The 20,121-nt window shown below is 67.1% G+C and carries 13 protein-coding genes; 10 read left to right on the plus strand and 3 right to left on the minus strand.

What is annotated here, in order from left to right; genetic code table 11:
- Positions 1–142: 142 nt before the first annotated feature.
- From ACH4MY_RS34695 to tpg, 5 genes are all read left to right on the plus strand, one after another.
- Complete coding sequence (locus tag ACH4MY_RS34695; RefSeq protein WP_398008305.1) at positions 143–2,449, plus strand: Helicase associated domain protein; 2,307 nt, start codon at positions 143–145, stop codon at positions 2,447–2,449.
- A gap of 666 nt (positions 2,450–3,115) precedes the next feature.
- Positions 3,116–3,442 carry an RNA polymerase sigma factor gene (locus ACH4MY_RS34700; RefSeq protein WP_398008307.1) on the plus strand — a complete coding sequence of 109 codons (327 nt, stop codon included), beginning with the start codon at positions 3,116–3,118 and terminating at the stop codon, positions 3,440–3,442.
- Positions 3,439–4,413 (plus strand): hypothetical protein, encoded by a 975-nt coding sequence (locus ACH4MY_RS34705; RefSeq protein ID WP_398008309.1) that lies wholly within the window; start codon positions 3,439–3,441, stop codon positions 4,411–4,413. The genes ACH4MY_RS34700 and ACH4MY_RS34705 overlap by 4 nt, the downstream gene beginning before the upstream one ends.
- 252 nt (positions 4,414–4,665) lie before the next feature.
- Positions 4,666–6,837: a telomere-associated protein Tap gene (gene tap, locus ACH4MY_RS34710; RefSeq protein ID WP_398008311.1), complete on the plus strand. Its 2,172-nt coding sequence runs from the start codon at positions 4,666–4,668 to the stop codon at positions 6,835–6,837.
- A 10-nt stretch (positions 6,838–6,847) separates the two neighbouring features.
- Complete coding sequence (tpg, locus tag ACH4MY_RS34715) at positions 6,848–7,408, plus strand: telomere-protecting terminal protein Tpg (RefSeq protein ID WP_398008313.1); 561 nt, start codon at positions 6,848–6,850, stop codon at positions 7,406–7,408.
- Positions 7,409–7,665: 257 nt separating this feature from the next.
- Here tpg and ACH4MY_RS34720 read toward each other — a convergent pair whose 3' ends face one another.
- Positions 7,666–9,117, minus strand: coding sequence for a hypothetical protein (locus tag ACH4MY_RS34720; protein ID WP_398008315.1), 1,452 nt, complete (start codon positions 9,115–9,117; stop codon positions 7,666–7,668).
- A 190-nt stretch (positions 9,118–9,307) separates the two neighbouring features.
- On the opposite strand from ACH4MY_RS34720, the gene ACH4MY_RS34725 reads away from it, so the two are divergent.
- From ACH4MY_RS34725 to ACH4MY_RS34735, 3 genes are all read left to right on the plus strand, one after another.
- Positions 9,308–10,147, plus strand: coding sequence for a hypothetical protein (locus ACH4MY_RS34725; protein WP_398008317.1), 840 nt, complete (start codon positions 9,308–9,310; stop codon positions 10,145–10,147).
- A gap of 312 nt (positions 10,148–10,459) precedes the next feature.
- On the plus strand, positions 10,460–11,353 hold the full coding sequence (locus tag ACH4MY_RS34730) for a hypothetical protein (RefSeq protein ID WP_398008319.1): 894 nt from the start codon (positions 10,460–10,462) through the stop codon (positions 11,351–11,353).
- 260 nt (positions 11,354–11,613) lie between these two features.
- A complete protein-coding gene (locus ACH4MY_RS34735; RefSeq protein ID WP_398008321.1) occupies positions 11,614–12,927 on the plus strand; it encodes a hypothetical protein in 1,314 nt (437 codons plus the stop codon).
- Positions 12,928–12,997: 70 nt separating this feature from the next.
- Here the strand turns inward: ACH4MY_RS34735 and ACH4MY_RS34740 are convergent, their stop codons facing one another.
- Positions 12,998–14,818 (minus strand): hypothetical protein, encoded by a 1,821-nt coding sequence (locus ACH4MY_RS34740; RefSeq protein WP_398008323.1) that lies wholly within the window; start codon positions 14,816–14,818, stop codon positions 12,998–13,000.
- 444 nt (positions 14,819–15,262) lie between these two features.
- Between ACH4MY_RS34740 and ACH4MY_RS34745 the strand changes: the two genes are divergently transcribed.
- Both ACH4MY_RS34745 and ACH4MY_RS34750 read left to right on the plus strand, forming a co-directional pair.
- Positions 15,263–15,607, plus strand: a complete 345-nt coding sequence (locus ACH4MY_RS34745; RefSeq protein ID WP_362230051.1) for a hypothetical protein — start codon at positions 15,263–15,265, stop codon at positions 15,605–15,607.
- Positions 15,604–16,794 carry a caspase family protein gene (locus tag ACH4MY_RS34750; RefSeq protein WP_398008325.1) on the plus strand — a complete coding sequence of 397 codons (1,191 nt, stop codon included), beginning with the start codon at positions 15,604–15,606 and terminating at the stop codon, positions 16,792–16,794. Before ACH4MY_RS34745 ends, ACH4MY_RS34750 begins: the two co-directional genes overlap by 4 nt.
- Before the next feature lie 456 nt (positions 16,795–17,250).
- On the opposite strand, the gene ACH4MY_RS34755 is transcribed toward ACH4MY_RS34750, so the two are convergent.
- A complete protein-coding gene (locus ACH4MY_RS34755) occupies positions 17,251–19,641 on the minus strand; it encodes a Helicase associated domain protein (RefSeq protein WP_398008327.1) in 2,391 nt (796 codons plus the stop codon).
- Positions 19,642–20,121 lie beyond the last annotated feature (480 nt).

Raw genomic sequence — 20,121 nt, forward strand, 5'->3', positions numbered from 1 at the left:
TCTATCGTCATCAGCCGCCGTACAGCCTGGTCAAGGGCCCTTAACTCCTTCGGGTGAACCAGACGGCAACACCCCGGCACCCTCCACGGCACGGGTCTGAACCTTGATCCGCAACGAGACGATCCGCTGTCAGGAGGGCACCGTGGCCACGCTGACGAGCAATGGCCTCAGAACACCACTACGCGGCCACCAGACACTCGCCGTCGACGCCTGCATCGACGAGTTCACCGACGGCGCGCCCCGCGTGAGCGTCATCATGGCCACCGGAACGGGCAAGACCCTTGTCGCCCTCAACACCGTCCAGGAGACCGCACCCCGGGGCAACGCGCTGGTCGTGATGCCCACCCTGGACCTCCTGGAGCAGACGGCTGCCGTCTGGCAGAGCGAAGGCCGCCAAGGGATCTACCTGGGCTACTGCTCGCGCGACAGTACCCTGGTCCGTTCGCTGCGCGGAATCCTCACCATGGTCCGCGATCCCGGTGAACTCGCCCGCCACGCTTCCCTGACCGACGGCCCGGTGAACGTCTTCTGCACCTACCAGTCGCTGGAAAAGCTGGCCCGGGCCCACCGCGGTCACCACCTGCCGCGCTGGGACATCGTCATCGCCGACGAAGCCCACCGCACCGCTGGCAACCGCCACAAAGCTTGGGGCGTCATCCACGACAACGACCTCCTGCCCGCCCGTCACCGCCTCTACATGACCGCCACCCCGCGCATCTTCGACGAGAAATCCGGCGCGCACGTTGCGATCGGCTGCGAAGTGGCCTCCATGGACGACCACAGCTTCTACGGCCCCGTCGTCTACCGCATCTCCCTCGCCGAAGCGATCGACCAGGGGCTGCTGGCGGACTACCGCATCGTCGCCGTCGAGATCAGCGACGCCGAATTGCACCGCGTCCTGAGATACGCCTCCATCGCATCGGCCGGCGCCGAAGGCCTGCGCGTGGCAGCCGCCCAGATCGCCCTGCTGCGCGCCCATAAGCTCTACGACCTGCGGCGGACCCTGACCTTCCACCGCCTCATCGCCTCCGCCGGCATCTTCGCCGAAACCCTCCACGAAACAGCAGCACTCATGCCCCCCGAGATGCAGGACCCTCTTCTCGTCGGCACCGTCAACGCTAAGCAGAGCCCCCCTGTCCGCCGACGATCACTCGTGGATTTCGGCTCCGTCCCCATCAACAGCACCAGCCCCGGCATCGCCCCGCACCGAGCGGTCCTGACCAACTGTCGCTGCCTGGGCGAAGGCATCGACGTCCCCAGTATCGACTCGATCCTCTTCGCCGACTCCAAACAAAGCTCCCTCGACATCACCCAGGCAGTTGGCCGCGCACTGCGCCAGAACCCCGGCGACGACAAGATCTCCACCATCGTCGTCCCCGTTTTCATGGAACCGGGACAAGACCTCGAGGAAGGCGTCAAAGGAACCCGCTACCGGCTCCTCTACCAGGTCCTCATCGCCCTGAGCACCTACGACGAGCACGTCATCCACCGCGTCGAATGGGCCACCTCTGACGATTCCAATGAGGACCTGGGAGTCGCCGCCCGGCCCGAACGCGCCGACGAGATCATCCCCCTGCTCGACCTCCAGGCCACCGGGGCACCCAACCGGGTATGGCAGATCGGATTCGAAAGCGCCCAGCGCTACTTCAACACCTACGGCCACCTCAACGTACCCAGCCGCTATCTCGGCCCCGACGGCTTCTACCTCGGCTGGTGGCTCGGCCGCCAGCGCTCCCTGCGTATCAACCACATGCTCCTGCCCGAACGCATCGAGCAGCTGGATGCCCTCGGCATGATCTGGCCGCACCCTCGCACCAGCATCGAGTACAAGCTGCAGATCGCCCGGGACTACAAAGCCCGCCACGGCCACCTCGCCCCGCACACCGAGGAAACCTTCGGCGGCATTCGTCTCGGCCGCTGGATCGCAGACCGCCGCCGAGAAGCGAACAGGCGCATCCTGCCCTACGGCTACCAGCGCGCCCTCAACGAGATCTACCCCTGGTGGAACACCCACTGGCCAAAACACTGGCACCACACCTACGCCCAGGCCCTGGCAGCCGCCCGCGCAGGCAACCTCCCCTTCCCCGACCTGCGCCCCGACACCGACGAGACCCCCCTCACCCGCTGGCTCGACAGACAGATCGACGCCCTTCCGGCGCTCCACCGCGATCAGCACGAACTGCTGGGCGCACTCCCGCTCTACCACCCCCTGGCCCTGCTCCTGCGGCGCCCACGTGGCCCCGCACAGTGCGCCTTCGCCAGAGGGCTCCGTGCGGCACGCGCCTTCTGGCGCAGCCACCAGCACCTTGACGTTCCCTACGACTACCTCTGCCCCGACACCGGCCTCCACCTGGCGACCTGGATCGCCGACAAACGCCGTGACCCACTGCGTCTCACCCAGGAACAACGCCACGCGCTCGAAGCCCTCGACTTCCGCTGGATCCGGTGAGCGACACCCGTGGCCATGATCCAGAGCCCGCGCAGGGTGCGCTCGAGACCGGACGCAGCTCTGCCGCCGGTAGCAGCCCGCTTGCCCCTGACCTGCGCGATGTCACAACTGCCGTCTCCTGAAGCACTGTTGTGCAGCGCCTGCTCGTCGGGGCGCACTCGTCATCCAGGGTCGAAGGGAGACAGCGGAGTGGATCCGGTCGTGGCAGGGGCGGTCGCCACCGTTCTTGTCAGCATCGTGAGCGGTGCGGTGAAGATCGCCCGCCACAGGCTCAGTGCAGAGGTGGAACTGGCCCGCATCGCGGACGCCGGCGTCACCGAGCGCGTCCGTCACACCGTTCCGTGGGGCACCCTTCAGGAACATGCGAAGGATAGGCACGTACGGACGGCCACCCACCAGAGCGGAGGTGGCCTCGATGGACGATGCTGTCAGCGCTGAACTCGCAACCGCGCCACCCCGGGAAACCCCCGCTCCTTTACCTGGGCGCCAGCTGGCTGAAGCTCTGCATCAGGAGCAGTACCCCGCCCTTGTCCGCTTCCTCCTCCTCCACGGCGCCTCGTGGGCGGCTGCCCAGGACGCGGCTCAGGACGCGTTCACCCAGATGTGTACTCCCGGGCTTTCCATCGCCTATCCGAGAGCGTGGTTGCGCAAAGTCGCCTGGCGGTCATGGGTGAAACAGAAGATCGCGCCCGAGAACTCTGCTCGGAGCCCCCCGAACCGCACGAACTGACGATGCGCTGGCAGACCCCCGCACAAGCGGCCGAACTCGACGAAGAGAGCAGGGCCGTCATCGCCCTGCTGCTCCAGCTCCCAGCCAAGCAGCGTGCCGCCATGGCATGGACCCTGGACGGATTCACCACAGAGGAGAGTGCGCGCGCCATGGGCACCACGCCCGTGGCAGTGAGGCAGAACCTCACCCGGGCCCGCGCTGCGCTGAAAGCCGGCCTCGGCCTGAGCGGCAGCACGGAGAACACGAAGGAGGAGGGACGATGAGCAAACCGGCACGCGCCACATCCAGGCAGTGCTCCGACCAGGGCCTGGACGAGCTCCTCGCCGCTGCGCACAGCAGTCTCCGCGACGCCGTTCACGACCGTCTGTCCGCGCAAGGAGGGATTCCCGAACTGCGTGATCCCGACCTCGCCCTCAGCCGGACACTGGCCGCAGTCCACCGCGTACTCGGAACCTCCGTCTCCCAGCGTCTGACCCAGCCAGCCGGACCGGACCGTGAAGGGGAGTCCACCAGCCACCTGGAGCCCCGCCTGTCGCCCGGCCATCCCCTTGCCAGCAGGCTCGCACCCGTGCGTATCAAGTATCGGCGCCACGCCCTTCAGGCCGCTCAGTCCTACGGGATCAAAGACCTGATGCCCACCTTGGCCGGCGCCCGCAGGATCACCGAAAACGTCATCGAGCTACTGGAGTTCGAGGACGCCGGCACCGAGGTGCGTCCCTTGGTGCAGCACTTGGAGAGACTTCTCGAGCAGGTCGAACACCTCGCAGAACACCCACCCGCGACGACGGAATCGACCACCCCGGACTACCTGTGTGCGGTGAGGGAATCCTTGGAGATCCACGCCCAGCCGTTGCTGCGCGCTGTTTGCAACGCACACCAGCTCCTGCGGGAAGAGCTGGTGCCGATGCTTGTCGAACCCGACAGTGCTATGGATTCGGAGATGGTCACCCGGGACCTCGCGGCTGATCTCGATCAGGCGTGGGTCAAGGCCAACGATCTTTCACGAGCAGTGGCGATCGTTCAGGCGGTGAGCAACGACTTCGTCGGCGAGGACCTTCGGCAGGCGAAACTTGAAGGAACCCTTCTTGCCGGTGTCCGCTGGAGTTCATCGACAACCTGGCCCGAGGAATGGGAACCGCTCATCTGGCGCGCATCGGCGCCTGCGGAGAAGGAGCCCGGAGTCCTCTTCATCGCCGCAGAACCGAGCAACACCAAGGTGCCAGTTGACACATGACCGACGGGCTCATCAGCACCCTTTTGGCATTCTGACGCGGCTGGAGTCGACGACCGCTCCTGTTCCGGCAGATCATGTTGCCGCCTCACGCTGAGGCCGCTGTTCTGCTTGTGGGGCGGGGTGATCTGACGACGCGCTGGTGTGCGTCACGTCGCCGTGTGGTCCTGGAATCGAGAGTGAACCCGCAGGGATCACCCGGAAGAGGGTAAATTAGAGAATAAATCTGAAGGTAAATCTGTTAGGTTCTGAGGCATGCCTACCCAGGATGAGCTGTTCGATGCGGTGGATGCTTTGCTGGTGGGGGAGCCGGAGATGCCGTCCCCGGTGGAGCGGGCGCGGCTGCGTGAAGCAGCTGGGATCACGCAGGCGCGGCTCGCGCAGGTTCTGGAGACGAGTACGCAGACGGTGAAGAACTGGGAGGCGGGCCGGAGCGAGCCGCGGCCCCCGCGCCGCGCGCCGTATCAGCGTCTGCTGGAGGGATGGGCGCAGAAGTACCCCGCCCCGGTCCCGGAGACGTTCACAGCCCCGGCACCGTCCTCGGCGCCTGCCCCTCCGGCCGTCAATCAGCCCCCGGGGCTCGAGGCAGCACCCAGCCCGGCGGCCGTCACCCAGCCGACGACAGTGCGGCGTCCGGGCGCGAAGAAGGCCGCCGCTTCGAAGCCCGCGACCACCGCACCTGTCGCCGCTGACCCGAGGTTCGCGAACGGGCCGCTGGCTGTCGTCGACATCGATGATGCGGGTCAGGTCCTTGCGTACTGCGTGGGGGGTCTGGTGTTGGACGTGCCCGCGAAGACACTGCCCTCGCTGGTGGAGTGGACGCTGGCGGAAGCACAGTTGGGTGCGGTGCGGCTGACCGGTTCGGGCAAGGATGCCGACCCGCTCCTCGTCCTCACGAAAATCGCCCTGGAGCGCTTCGGCCTGCCCGCTGAGATGACCGATGAGGAGCGTCTCGCGGGGCGTCTGTCGGATACTCATAAGGTGATCGCTCAGTTGACCCGGGCGCAGTGGCAGCTGACGAAGCGCGGTCTCGGCCCCTGGGCGCGGATCTACCGACCCGCTCAGGGCGGCCGCCGTTCCTGCGTCCAGCTGTGCATTCCGTCCTGGAACGCGCTCGACACCCGCAGCTGGGGTCACACCGCGGCCCTCTCTCCTGCCGAACTCGCCTCCGTTCTCGGTACGTATGCCACCCGGGTCATGACCCCACGAGGTTCCACCGCCGTCACCGGCCTGGAGCTGATGACCGCCCTGCACCCGCCCACCCGGGCCTCCACCCCGGACGAGACGGGCAAGCGGCACAGCGAACACAACCCCGGATCCCTGGGCAAGGAGCCGATGGACCCACCGCCGTGCGAGGCGACCGACGGCCACCCCGTCCTCGCCCACCTGCCGCGCTTCCACGTCCGCACCCCGGCCGAGAAGCTCTTCGAGGAGGCCTACGACTGGGCACGCCCGCTCACCGACGACGAGTGCATGCGACGCCATCTCGTCGGCATCGACGTGAACATGGCCTTCGCCGCCAGCGCCAACGGCGCGATCGTCGGCCTCGCCACGGCGCCGGTTCACGTCACCAACCCCGCCTTCGACGCGAAGACACCGGGCTCGTGGCTGGTCGACCTCACCCACGTCGACCTGTCCCGCGTGAAGGTCGGCAAGCAGTGGCACACCCTCGACGGCGATCTGCTGCCCAGCCCCTTCACCCCGACCGGACAGCGCCCTGCAGGGCCCGCCTGGTACGCGACCCCGACCGTCGCCTACGCCGCCGAACTCGGCTACGACGTCGCCCCCCTTGAGGCCTACATCCGCCCGGAATCGGGCCGCTACCTCGACGGCTGGTACAAACGGCTGCGCGACGCCTACGTGTCGACGATGGCCGACCTTGATGTCACCGAGAAACTGACGCCACAGGAACTGCTCACGGCGATGAACGGCTACAAGCAGCGTGATCCGCAGACGGCGATCGTCCTGGACGCGATCAAGTCCACGGTGAAAAACGGCATCGGGAAGCTCCAGGAGAAAGCACGCGGCGGAGGCTGGCGGCCGGGACAGCCCTGGCCGGCCCTCACCCGCCCGACGTGGCGCCCGGACATCCGCGCCGTCGTAATCTCCCGGGCCCGGATCGGCATGCACCGCAAGATGGTGGCACTGGCCGCCGCTACCGGCCGCTATCCGGTCGCCGTGCTGTCCGACTGCGCCGTCTACGCCGCCGACGGACCCTCCCCGCTCGACGTCCTGCCCTACGACGACGCCGGTAAGACGGTGCCCGGGTCGTTCCGGCTCGGAGTGTCACCCGGGATGGTCAAGCACGAAGGCACCCAGACGACCCTGTGGGCCGAGGAGCTCCGCGAACGTGCTCAGGCCCCGGAGCTGAACCTGGCCCGCTACATCAAGACCGGCGACGTCACCACCGCCGACACAGGGGAGTAGGTCACCAGAGATGACCAAGTCGGTCGGTGAAGGACTCGACAACGCACTGGAACAGGCCGTCACACGCCCAGCGCCCAAGAGCGCGGGCGCGCAGATGCGCTACCTGGTCAAGCAGCTGAAAGGAACCAAGGCAGCCGCCCAGGCCCTCGGGATCTCCCAGCGCACCGTCGAGCGGTACATCAAGAACCAGCTCAAAAAACCGCGCCCGGACCTCGCCGCCCGACTGTCCGGCGAGGTGAAAAAACGATGGCAGCCCCGCGTGAAGGCGCAAGCGAAGAAGACCGCCGGCACGAGCAGCGGCCTCGTCATCGACGTCCAGGGCCGCCTCGGCTACAGCGCGCCCGTCGGAACTACGGACGAGGCCCGCGAACGCCACCTCACCGTGGCGCTGCCGCCGCGCTTCGCCGAGCGCCTGTTCACCGCGCAGGAGCAGGGCGCCTCTGAGAATCAACTCCAGCAGATCGCTGCCGAAGGACTCAAGGAGACCTACTTCCAAAACCACGGGACGCGGGCCGGGAGCCTGGAGGAAGTGCGCCTGTTCGACGTCCAGCACATCGAGTTCGGCCTCTAGCCAGCCCAGAAAGAAGCACCGGCACAGCAGCGCCACGGCTGAACGAGGGAACGGCAGACCCAAGAAACCGAGGATTTCCGCCTCGCTCTACCCAGGACCACCCAACAGCATCTGTTGAAGGCGTCTACGCCTTCAACACCCCCGGCGTGCGCCCATCGTTCTGTACGACGAGCCCGTCGGCCGCCCTGGTCACGAACGCGTAGCCGAGGAGCACCATCGCGTGCATGGGCGTGATATTCCAGCGGCCTTCTCTGCGGTTACCAGTTGGCCTGGATGGTGGTGACGGTGAGGTCGGACGTGCTGGTCGAGTGGATCGCCTCGAGCCAGTACCGCTCGGGAGGCTTGTCCACGGGATGATGGTGGGCCAGGGCGCATACGAGGAATCCGCTGTCCTGCAGCTCAAGGGGCCAGCCAGTGAGGACTGCGTGGTCGCCGTTTGCGGAGTAGTGGTCGCGTATGACGAGACCGACGACGAACCTTGTTGAGGTGATGGGGTCGAGCTCCACGATTGTGGCCAGCGGCTCAACCGGCTGCTGGTCGAGCCAAGTTACCCGTACCGCCGTGGCCTCCAGAGGCCGGAAGTAGGCATTGGTGGTGACGCCGAAGCGCTCCCGCAGGTGCTGAAGCGCGGTCGTGTCCAGCGGAGTACCGGGCAGCTGGAAGGAAAGCCTGCACTGGGAGACCGCACGCCAGCCCGCCTGCTCGTCCTCGGACGGGATATCGCCGGGTAGTGGGGGGACGCCGATGCTCGCGGTCAGGGTGTAGAGACCGTCCAGCGCAGTGTCGCAGTAGACGAGTTGTTCACTGTGGTGGGGCTCGTCGAGGGCTGCTGTCCGCTGTGGAGCCTCGTCGAGAGCCTCGATGAGTGTCGGGGCCCCGATCCCGAACCAGGAGGTGTCGAGCTGCTGCAAGGTCCATGTGGGACGGTGGCTGGTCAGCCCGAACTCGTCGAGAGTGTGGAGCAGACCCACAAGATCCTCGGTTGAACGAGCCTGCACAGGCATGTCCAGGCACACCCCGTGCCCTCGGCCGAAAGACCAGTCGACATCCGTCACCGATGTGGCGAAGACCGCGGATGCGAACCCTCCCGGCACGGACATGTAGGGCAAGGCGTCACCACCCTGGCCGCACAGCATCAGGTCGCTGGCCGGCAGCTCGCGCGCCGGGCGGCGTAGCCCTTGAACTGCTCCGGCGCCCAGATGAACGCGTCCGTGGGTGACGAGCCATTCCTGCTTGCTCTGCAAGAGACCCGGAAGCGATGCGGGATCACGCAGTACGGCCAGCACATCTTCGTGATCCATCAGAAGCACCGGCCTGCTGCGCTCCCGGCTTACTTCGTCAATAAGTGTTGTGGTGAACCCCGAGACACTGACGATGACCCCGGTCACGAGGGAACTGACACGCCGCAGTCGGTCATGCACCGTACCCAGCACATCGATATCGGCCTTCGCCTGCTGCCACTTGCACTCCAGCAGGTAGCGCCGCTCCCCGTAACGCACGGCCAGGTCTGTCTGTCGAGGCAGAGCCATGCCCGGATCAAGCTCCACGATGAAGTGCGCCAGCTCGAAGGCCCGGCACAGCAGCTTCTCGAAGTCTTTGCCCCGCCGGTGCGGATTATCTGCTGCGCTCAACCGCGAGTATGTGTCAGCCAGCCCGGATTCGGGCGCAAGGAAGACATCATCGCGGGGCACGGGAGGAACGTCGCTCACACCAGCCGATTCTGCTTCATCGTGGCACGTGATGGAGGTGAATCACCTTGTTGCCCAGGCGACCTTGCCGGACTCAAGCCCTGCACTACAGGAGGGCTGAGCGAGGAGCGGTCACCAGACCGGTGCGCCTGCTTGGGGCGGACCAGGAAATCCCAAGCGAAGGTGCGCTGTGCACTGTCAGCATCAGTACATGATGACCACGAACACCACGGCGCCTGCCGCCGGGCAAGAGCTGGACCCCCGGCACGACGTCGATCTCGCGCAGCTGATGTTCCGCCGTGCCGACGTCGAGAGTCACCGGGCGGCCATGTACGCCGCCCAGGCCGAGCAAGAATGCGCCGCCGGCGGCAGCGGCCTGGAGCGCCGGACCCGGGAGCGAGACGCGGCCATCGCCACAGTGGTTCTCATCCAGGCGTCCGTTGAAGCGTTCATCAACTGGGCTCATATCAGGGCTGGCAACACTGTGAACAGCATGAGGTTCATGGACAGGGCCAACGCGCTCCCCACATCGGCGAGTAGGCTCCGGCCCAGTGCAGAGGTCTTCGCCTGGACCGATGACGAGAAGACGTTCTTCGGCGAGTTGACCAGGTGGCGGAACTTCCTCGGCCACGCCTCGCCCACCTCCCGCAACTGGTTGCGGGAGCTGCTCGTCGAGCGCGGAGAAATACCAGACAACGAGGCCACTGACTCGCAGATCATGGAGCTGCTGACCGCAGAATTGGCAGCGAGATTCGTTGACACCGCACGCACGCTGATGACTAGGGCGGCCACGGCGACCGGCACCAGTGCCCCGTTCACACTTGGTGCGTGGCACGCCCCCGACGAACTCGAAGAGCCAGCCCTGGAGGATCCGGCCTCCCTGCGCTCGTTGCTGCGGGCCGTGCTGCGCCGGACCGGAACGCTCTTCCTGTCCGCCGATGAGCTGTCGCGTGAGCTCGATCAGCAACACGCAGGGCAAACCGGATTGCGGCTGAGGCAGAGGCCGGGCCGGCGTCGACGGCCCGGCCGTTGGATGATCAAGCGCGAGTAGCTCCTTGGCGAGTCGGTTGGGGATTTCCACTAGCCAAGCAGTTCATCAACACACTCGCCATCGCTGCGATGGGCATGGGATGGCCGGTACTCCGGTGAGTCTGTCGACATGCCGTTGCATTCGCACGGTGCGCACGATGTACCGAACCGGTCACACCGGCGATGTCGGGCATCGTCTACCGAACGGACCGCGCGATGCCCTGCCCTTCTCATGAGGCCTGCCGCGCATGGGCCCGGCGCCCAGGGCTCCCGGAAGTGTCCTCGCTCACCAGCGGAGACTGGGAAGCTAGCTGGCATGAGCGAAGATCGACGCGTGTACGACAGCAGCTCTGATGACTTCGACCCCGGCGTACCCGTAGTACCGGAAGCACACGACCTCGATTTCCCGCCAGTAGTCAACGGCGTGGACTACCTTGTCAGCGCGGTCGACCACCTGACGGCAGACGCCCCGGCGGTTTCGCGACGCGACCTCAAGTACGCCGTCATCCACCTTCACGCCGCAGCGGAGGTGCTGCTGAAAGCCCGTCTACTGCAAGCGCACTGGAGCCTGGTCTTCAAGGACCCTCTCCAGGCCACAGAGGATCGCTACCGAGACGGCGACTTCGAGAGCTGTGGCATTGATGAGACCATCGAAAGGCTCGGTAACCTTGCTGGCGTTGCCATCAGCGACCGCGAACGGAAGACGCTACGTTCGCTGTCCAAGGACCGTAACGCCCTGCAGCACTACGGCCTGACCCACAACGCGCTGGCCATCGAGACGCGCGCGGGCCAGGTACTGGACCTTCTGATCCGCTTTCTGGACGAGGCCCTGCTTCCCAAGCTGAATCCTGGCGAGAAGAGCCTGGTCGAGTCCGACCTCGACCGGGTACATGAAGGACTGGACTCCATTCACGCCTTCGTTACCCAGCGGATGAAGCGGCTACGGAACCAGTTGCAGGGCAAGGAGGACCGGACTCTGCACTGTGTGGACTGCCAGAACAAGACCATGGTTGTCTCGCCCGAGGGGGACAGCGAGTGTCTTTTCTGCGGGCTTCGTGACCTTGGCCCCAGTTTCCACGCGAACGCCTATATCTACGGTCACCCCGACGCTGCGCAGATGATCCATGAATGCCCTCAATGCCAAAGCCCGACGTTCACGGACAAGGTTGTTCTTGCCGATGGCCGGACTGTTTCATTCTGTTTCACTTGCACGGCCACCCATGACTGAAGACCCCACTGCTGTACGGACGGCAGCCTTCAAACGCGCAGCGGGCATCCGCTGACACTCCTGCCTGCATCACCCCGCACCCAGAAACGGGCTCAGCCCGACCACCCCGCCACACCACCAAGGCCCTCACCCCAGCGCTCCTCAAAGGCACGCCAGGACACCGCGACCTGCTGTGGCTGAACCCGGGAACGGCAGACCTAAGGAACCGAGAGCAGATGGCGCCCTCCGCTCAAGATCACCCGTCAGCACCCGTTGAAGGTGTGTACGCCTTCAACACCCCCGGCGCGCCCGTCGTTCTGCACGACGGGCCTGTCGGCCGCTCTGAAGGCCCCGAGACGCCGGGCATCGTCGAGCTCCGGTTCACTCCGAAACCTGGCCTGGTCTGGCAGCTGCCTCAAACCGACCACACATTCGACCCTCTCCCCGACGACACGACCCTTCACATCGCCCGTCCCTACGGCACCGCGGAACTGCCGGTCCAGCACCGCAACCACGAGGAGGGATGGAGTAACGGAGCATCCCTGGGAGATCCCCAGGCGCCCCTGCAGCGCCTCATCGCCCACTGGGTCAATCTCCCCGCGCTACGCGGCCAGCACGACCTCGTGACCCACAGCGAAGGCGTCGAACACACGACCCACCGCGGCCGGTGGTCACACGAGACCGGGGGCTGGAAGATCACCCTGGACGTTCGGCCCGGCCATCGTGACATCTGGAAAGACCTGCACCGAACCCACCTCTACGCCATCACCCACGTCATGGAACTCAGCCGTACGGACGGCTCGGTGTTCACCCCAGACCAGGCCCAGCCCATCCTCCGGGCCCTGCACATGGGCTTCTCGTTCGCCCTGGGCCGCTGGGTGGCCCCCATGCTGCCTGTCGGCCTCGACGCACAGGACCGCATCCTCTGGGAGGAGTGGGCCGCTCGACTCTGCGACCCGGCGAAGGCGATCTCCTCAGGATGGTGGACGCACTGGGACAGCGAAGCGCTGCGCATGCTGGTCACCCGTCTGGTATCGGCTTGCAGCGATCCCGCCTACGCCGCACGGGTCGACCGGCAACTGACCTACGCCGTCTCCGTCACACGCGATGAAGGCTTCGTCGAACAGCGCATCATGGTCGGCGCCGCCGGCCTCGAGCACACCCTGTGGCAACGGTTCGTCCTGTCCGGGAACATGACATCCGCCGAGTACGGCCGCATGCCAGCCCACAAGCTGCTGCGCCGAGCCCTGCAAAGCGCCTCGATCCCCCTTACGATCGACCCGGAACACCTCCCCGCGCTTGCCGCACTGGCCGCAGCGCGGAAGCGCGACCATGGCGCGAACATGGACGGCGCAGACTTGGTTACCTGGGTTCGCAACAAGCTCGTACACCCCACCGGCGCCGAAGACGATGTCTACCGTTTCAAGGGCGCCGTGACCGAGACCTGGCTACTCACCCGCCACTACCTCACCCTGCTCATCCTGGAATCGCTCGGCTACCAGGGCACCTACACCAGCATGGCCGCCGGCCACAGATACGTGGGCGAGAGCGCAAAGGTGCCGTGGGCGACCAGCAACGCCACCGACGCTTCGTAACCCAAGGCGGACACATCGCGAAGCGAGGCACCCACGAGTGCCTCGCTCGTCGCTATCGACACCCAGCCGCTCAGGGGATGAGGGGGTCCTCTCGGGTCAGTTCGATGGTGTGCATCTGGTCCAGCAGCCGCTTGGGGAGCCTGGGCAGGTCGTTGTCGACGATGATGATCTGGTGCGGCCGGGTACGGGTAGCGCCGCTGCGGACACCCGCGATGTGGTCGAGGAAGTGCGCGTACAGCCGGCCGATGAGTTCCTGGTCGTCTTGCCCGTACCCCACGTTCTTGCGGGGCGAGTCGACGATCAGCAGCGACGGCAGATCGGTCGCCCCGGTCACCAGCGCGTAGCTCAGGAACGTCATCCGGTACACGACGTTGATCGCGCTTCGCACGCCGTGCCCGACCTTGGTGAGGTTGCCCGCCCTCACCTGCGGCAGCAGCGAGCTGTGGTTGATCCGGGCCCCCGGATCGCCCGGCAGGCCGACCGCGTCGATGAGCCCGGTGAAGTGCTCCTCGAACTCCCCGAGCGTGACCTTCCGCCCGGCCAGCAGGTTTTTGCGGGTACGGATGTCCTCCCGTACCCCCTTCAGCTCCTCCTCGGCGGCCTGGACGGCCCGGTGCAGCTCGGCCAGCCGACGGTGAGGATCCAGCTCCCGCTCCAGCATCGTCGTCCGTGTGCGGGCCGTCGCATGGGCTGCGGCCAGCTGTTCGATCTGCGCTGCCAGTGGGCTGATGTCCTCCCGTGTGCGCTCATCGAGCTCGGCCCTGGCCTGCTCCCACGCTGTCTGCGCCTCACCCAGTGCCTTGGCCCGCTCCACTGAGCGCTGCTCCACAGCGGCGAGGGAGGCCTGCGCTGTCCGCAGCGCCCGCGCCAGAGCCTCGGGGTCCAGCTTGCTCAGACACAGAGGACAGTCCCCGTCCGGAACCGGCCGATCGCTCAGATCGGCGGTACACGCAGGGCAGGGGGAGACCGGCTGGGGACCGTGATGCCGCTGCTCGGTAAGGAGCCGGACCCGCCGTCGTTCTCGTACCTGGGCGTACTCGGCGTCTAGGGCCGCCCGCCGGCACTGCTCCAGGACCTGCTCGAGCTCCTGCACACGGCGCCGGAAGGGATCCGCGTGCGCGGTGGCGGCCCACATCCGGCCCTTGAACTCCTCAAGCGACCGCAGAGCGTCTTGTTCCCCGCTCTGCGAGCGTGCCAGCTCCGTTTCGAGCTCGGCGACGCTGCCGGTCAAGAACCCGCCGATTGTGCCCGCCCGCCCGCGCAGCTCACCGAGGGTACGGGCCAGCTCGTCCTTTCGGGCTGTCAGCACCCGCATCGGTCCGTCGGTCAGCCCCAGCAACAGCTCGACGACCGTCCGGTAGGACTGGGCGGTATTCGCCTTGCCCCTCACCGACTCGCTGCCGTCCACCAGATCCTGAGTGAGATAGCACATCGCATACAGCTGCTCGAACGTCAGCCGCGCCCCGGCTCCCAGAAGTGCCACCGCCGACGGCGGCGCGAACATCTCGGCGAGGCCGAGCAGGTCCAGCAGCACCTCGCCCACGATGCGCCGATCACTGCCCTCCCGCGCCTCCACGTCGAGGATCTCCTCGACCTGACCACTGGCCCCGTCCAGCAGCTCGACGCCCTTCGTGTCTCCCACCAGGGAACGGCGCAGCCCGATCCGCATCCCCTCGATCCGCACGAACAGCGTCACCGTCTGCAGACGCTTCTCCGGCACCTCCCGCCAGGCCACCGGCAGGCCGAGCGCGTACTGGATGCAGTCGACCAACGTGGTCTTGCCTGTGTCGATCGGCCCGAAGACACACACCACCGGGTAGGCGAGGTCGACCTCCCGCACCCCGCCGACCGAGGTGAGCACGAGCCGCTCACAGAACAAGTCCCTTGCCATCGCGTTTCCCTCGGTTTCTCTGGCCGCACCGGCGAGACGTCCAACGCGTCACTCCCACTCAGGGAGCCGGGACACCCCCTCACGCCACCGCATCGGGTGGGCAACACACGAACGTTGCCCACCCGATCCAGCGCCCCTGGGCCCCCGGCCCTATACCTGCCACGCAGACCATTACTCGAGACCAGAGGGCCCTCCCCTCCACCCGCTGCCGGGCATCGGCATACGACTGGCAGCACTCACAGCCATCCGGCACAGCAGCAGCCAAGTGGCGCCCTCCCCGGTGCCAGCAGCAACCACGTTCGCGTGTGTCGGCCCTCGGCTAAGGAGGAAGATTTTTCGGAGTACGAGGCAAGGCACCGGTCCGGTGCACGACGATGTGCACAGAACGCCGTCAACGGGGGCGGCGCCCAGAACCGATTACTGGAGGCATGAGTGCGGTTAGAGGTGCACCTGGAGTCGGGCGCGGGGGGACTGCGCTCGTTGCAGAGCTGGCTTCGTTCGGACCCCGACGTGCGCAGGACGGCTGTGACCGACGTGCGGGGGAGCGCTCCCCGGCCGGGAGAGATGGGCGCCGCGCTCGACGTGCTGCAGTTGGTGACAGGGAACGGGTGGAGTGCGGCGTCGTTCGTGCTGGCTTTGGTGGCGTGGAGGCAGTCCCGGCCGCAGGGACCGCGGGTAGAGATCCACCGCGGCGACACGGTCATCGTCCTCACCGACTGCTCACCCGAGGAGATCGAACGAGCAACCCGAGCACTGGACCCCGCCGGGAACGAGGAGTGCGACACGTGAGTGTCCTGCCCGACCCGGGAGCCTCACGCGCGGTACTGATCGGTACGAGCCTCTACGACCATCTCGAGCAGTTGCCGGCTGTCTCGAACAACCTGACCGCCCTTGCCGACCTCCTGATCGGCCCGCTGTCCCTGCGGATGCCCGCCCCGCACGTGACCATTGTCGAGAATCCGCCAGACCCGGCCACCGTGATGGATCCACTGCGCCAGGCAGCGGCAGAGGCCACCGACACGCTAATCGTCTACTACGCCGGCCACGGTCTCATCGACCCCCATGACGCCCTCTCCCTGGCCCTGCCACACACACAGCCCGGCCGGGTCGAGACCAGCCTTACCTACGACTGGCTGCGCCAGATCCTCCTGGACTCCCCAGCTCAGCGGCACATCGTCCTCCTCGACTGCTGTTACAGCGGCCGCGCCCTCGGCAGGATGAGCGCATCCCAGGGCCTCGCCGACCAGGCCGCAGTGGAAGGCACCTTCCTCCTCGCCGCCTCCGCCGAGACGCGCACCGCCCTGGCCCCGGTCGGCGACGCCCACACGGCGTTCACGGGAGCCCTCCTGGAAACGCTGCGCCACGGCATCCCCGGCGGCCCACCCCTGCTCGACCTGGAGACCATCTACCGGCACCTACGCCTGACCCTGGAAGCCCGGGCGCATCCTGTTCCCCAGGCCAGGAACCGCAACACCGGAGCCCGACTGGCGCTGGGACGCAACCACGCAGACCTCCCCACCACACCCGTCACCACCGAAGCCGGCGGAGAGCCGGACCACCGACTGTGGCCCGGCCCAACCTCGATCCGCACGATCACCGGCTTCCTCACGAACCTCGCGGCGGTCCGGGAAATCAGCGGACTGACCCAGCAGGAGGTCAGCCACCGCTCTGCCAGACGCATCTCCACAGGCACCATCAGCAGGCTGACCAACCGCGACACCCTTCCCGCCACCTGGAACACCGCAGCCGTCTACCTCGCCGCATGCGGCGTCCCTGACGACCAGATCCAGCAATGGCACAGAACTTGGCAGGAACTGCGCAACAACGCCATGGCGGCACAAGAGCCGTGTGCCGCTACACCCCAGAGCGGCACCGCTGAGCAGGGGAGGACATGGCGGAGGTTCTCCGCCTTATGGCGTGGCCGCGGTCACCGGCCGGGATCAGCCGGCGCAGAAGCCCCGGAAGGACGGGGCTGAGGGCTCTGCCCCGTGTCGCCGGAGTCGCTCCCGAACAGAGTGTTCCACCCGGCGATCGCCAGAAGACCGGCAACCAGGATGACGCCGGTGGACGGCTTCTTCCACCGGCTGGCAGAAGCCGACGAAGGCTGCACATAGTGACGTGCCCGGTAGTACCCCTTGCGCTGCTGCGCCACAGCTCCACATCCCCCATCGCGGCAGACGGACAGTCTCACCAGTCTTCTGGTGACGTTCCCTCTTCGCCGCTGAACGGCCAAGCATGTCCGAATCAGGTCGCCTCTCCTGGGCCCCTCCTGCTCATTGGCTGCGAGACCGCCGTCCAGCAAGAGGCAGCAGGTGACCCGTCCTCCCTCGAAACCCTTGCCACCCTCTCGATTCCACCGCAGCCCCAGTTGGTGCCGCCGCAGCTAACGAGAGACTGTTGCCGTACTCGCACGAGGACCCCTCGGGCTTGCCTCACCCCCAGCGCATGCCGAGTTCGGACAGCTCTGCGATCCGCTCGGGAGCCAGCCGCGTTCGACGGGACCGGCTGTTGGCGATGAACACCCCCAGCGCGCACTCATCCCCGCCGACCTTTTCGACATGCCGGTGCGGCACCTCCAGATGTCCCTCCCGTTCCCGGTACTGACTGGCGGCCGCCACATTCGCCGCCCACACCTCAGCCCGTGTACGCCGCGGCGCTGGCCCGGACCGCTCGCCGGCCTTCAAGGGCCCAAGCCCGAGCGTTTCCTTCAGCAGCCATTGCTGCACCGTCCCGAGGCTGTCCCAGCCATACCGCTGGCCGCCGGCCCACCGCCCCAGGTCCTCTCCCTGGACCACTACCTGTCCTGGCTGCTCGGGCAGCACTTGCCCGTCCTGGACATGCAGACGAGCAAGGTGGAAGCACCGCTGCCACGCAACCGACCAGGCAGGGCACCACGACGGGTCGATGTCCTCCAAGGCCCGCCGCCGAGCTGTACTCAGCCCACCCGCCTCCTGTCCGCCCCTGTCCTGCCGCGCGGCCGCCCGCTGGTTCTTCAGCCACACGCCGACCGCGTAGCCCTCCCACATGGCGTCTGTTGGCGCCAGCAGGTGCCCGTGCTCTAGGGCCCACCCGCGCGCGGCTGACAGCCCTTCGGCGAAGGCGACCTCGGTATGCGACCAGATCATGCCGAGCTCCTCGAGCTGCCCCACTCGCTCCTGGCTCAGCTCCCCACGGGTACGCGCACTGCGCTGTCGGGCGACCCACACACCCAGAGCGAACCCGTCCGCGGTCCGGTACTCGTACGGAACCGCTAGATCACCATGGTCACTGCGATAGGCCAGCGCGGCCGCCAGACCTCGCCTCCAGAACTGCTTCTCGGGCTGCAGAACCCGCAGACTGATGAACGCGGCCAGTTGCGCGGGATCCCGAGGCCGGGAGAACGACAACAGCTCCGCAGCCATCTTGCCCACCTCGCCCGGCCCCTCCACCAGCCCGCCGCCCGACCGGCCGCCGGCCACCTGTGGAGCAGCCAGCTGCTCCACGGCCTGGGCGTCGTGCGCCCGAAGAGCCATCAGCACCTTCACCAGCTCCCCGTAAGCCCCCGAGACCAGCATCTCGTCGGGCTGCTCACCCGGGCCGAGGAAGACAGGAACGACCAGAGAAGCCACTTTGCCCTCGCCCGGCTGCATGCGAAGCGCCCGCCCCACCGCCTGGACGATGTCGACCGCCGACCCCCGCACGTCCGCGAAGACGACCGCGTCGCACTCCTTGGTATCAACCCCCTCACCCAGCACCCGCACCGAGGACAGCACCCGCGCCCACGCCGCCCCCGGAACAACCTCCGGCTCCGACGCGAACTCCTCCAGCACCCGCCCCCTGTACCCCGGCTTATGCTCCCCGCACAACCAGTCAGCCCACACCCCGTCCGCCCCTGGGTAAAATCCCGGATCGCTCTCGTGCAGCTCCTTCGCCACCCCACCCAGGCCACTGGAGAACGCCTCCGCCTCACCTGTGCGGTAATGAAACGTCAGCAACCGCCTCAGCCGCCGCTCCGCGGCAACCTTCATCACCGCCGTCTGCAAAGCTGCCAGCCGCGCCCCCCGCACCCGCGCACTCCTGCCCGCACTTCCCGCCAGATCGACCACGGGCAACCCAGGATCCGCGATGTCCACACACACCACCTGGTAACGAGCGATCAGCCCCCGCTCGATCGCCTCCGACAGCGATAGCCGATACACCACCGGCCCGAACACCGCCTCGTCGTCCATCGACGCAACCAGCTCACCGCCCTGCGGACCCTCCCGATCCGCCACCTCCCACAACCGCGGCGTCGCCGTCATGTACAACCGACGCAGCGCCGGCACCCGCCCATCGTCATGAACCCCCGCCCACGCCTTCCCCAACGCCCCCGACGTTCGGTGCGCCTCATCCACCACCACCAGGTCCCACGCACCCAGCCCCGCGCGATGGCTCCGCTCCAGGACGCCCAGCCCCAGCGAGGCGTAGGTGGCAAAGACCGTCACCGAATCCAAGCCCGACACCCACCCCACCAGCTCAGCCTCGTCGGTGGTGCACGGAAGGATCTGCGTGTCCTCACCCGACAGGGAACAAGCACCGAACATCGGACCCCGACGCCCCGCCTCGCGCCACACCGACACCGTCTGGGCCAACAGCCCGAGCGTGGGAACAAGAACCAGAACCCGTCGTGCACGGAGAGCCCGCGCCGCGTGGACCGCGATCAGACTCTTCCCCGTGCCGGTGGCGGCAACAACCTGAGCCCGCAGCCCACCCGGTGACCCTGTATCAGGAACATGCCCCAAAGCCCGCACCACCGCGTCAACAGCTTCGACCTGATGAGGACGAAGCTTCCACCGAGTCGACACAGCGCATCACCTCTCACCCCGGGGCACCCGGCAGAGGTACTACCCGCTCAGCGTAGACTTTATCCGGGCCCAGTTTTGATTGCAGACCACCGCAGGCCCAAGCTTCCACCCCACTATGACAGGGACACCATCCACAGCGTGCGAGCTTGGATTAACAGCCCCCATCCGAGCAGAGGCCAAGGCAGACACCCAACCCCAAGACACCCCCGCCCCGTTGACAGCCGCCCGCGCAGCGGGCCAGGCTTGAAGGCGAAGCCGAAAAGCCTCAGGCAGGGGAGCGCAGCGGACCTGCCCAACCGGACTGCGCAGCAGTCCGGTTCGTTGCCAGCCGAGCTTCGCTCGGCTGGCAACGAACACTCCGTCAAGCAACCGCAGCGCAGCGGAGGTTGCCCTGGGAGAGCGCAGCGAACCCAGGACCGCCGCGCGAAGCGCGGCGGTTTCGCTTGGACACGCGCAGCGTGTTCCAACCCGCTCCGCGGG

Origin of the sequence: Streptomyces sp. NPDC017246 (assembly GCF_044331325.1) — a bacterium.
GTDB lineage: Bacteria > Actinomycetota > Actinomycetes > Streptomycetales > Streptomycetaceae > Streptomyces.

Coding starts and splice junctions, on each gene's coding strand:
- ACH4MY_RS34700 (WP_398008307.1), top strand. CDS start 3,116: ATGGGTGAAACAGAAGATCGCGCCCGAGAACTCTGCTCGGAGCCCCCC.
- ACH4MY_RS34705 (WP_398008309.1), top strand. CDS start 3,439: ATGAGCAAACCGGCACGCGCCACATCCAGGCAGTGCTCCGACCAGGGC.
- tap (WP_398008311.1), top strand. CDS start 4,666: ATGCCTACCCAGGATGAGCTGTTCGATGCGGTGGATGCTTTGCTGGTG.
- tpg (WP_398008313.1), top strand. CDS start 6,848: ATGACCAAGTCGGTCGGTGAAGGACTCGACAACGCACTGGAACAGGCC.
- ACH4MY_RS34725 (WP_398008317.1), top strand. CDS start 9,308: ATGATGACCACGAACACCACGGCGCCTGCCGCCGGGCAAGAGCTGGAC.
- ACH4MY_RS34740 (WP_398008323.1), bottom strand. CDS start 14,818: ATGGCAAGGGACTTGTTCTGTGAGCGGCTCGTGCTCACCTCGGTCGGC.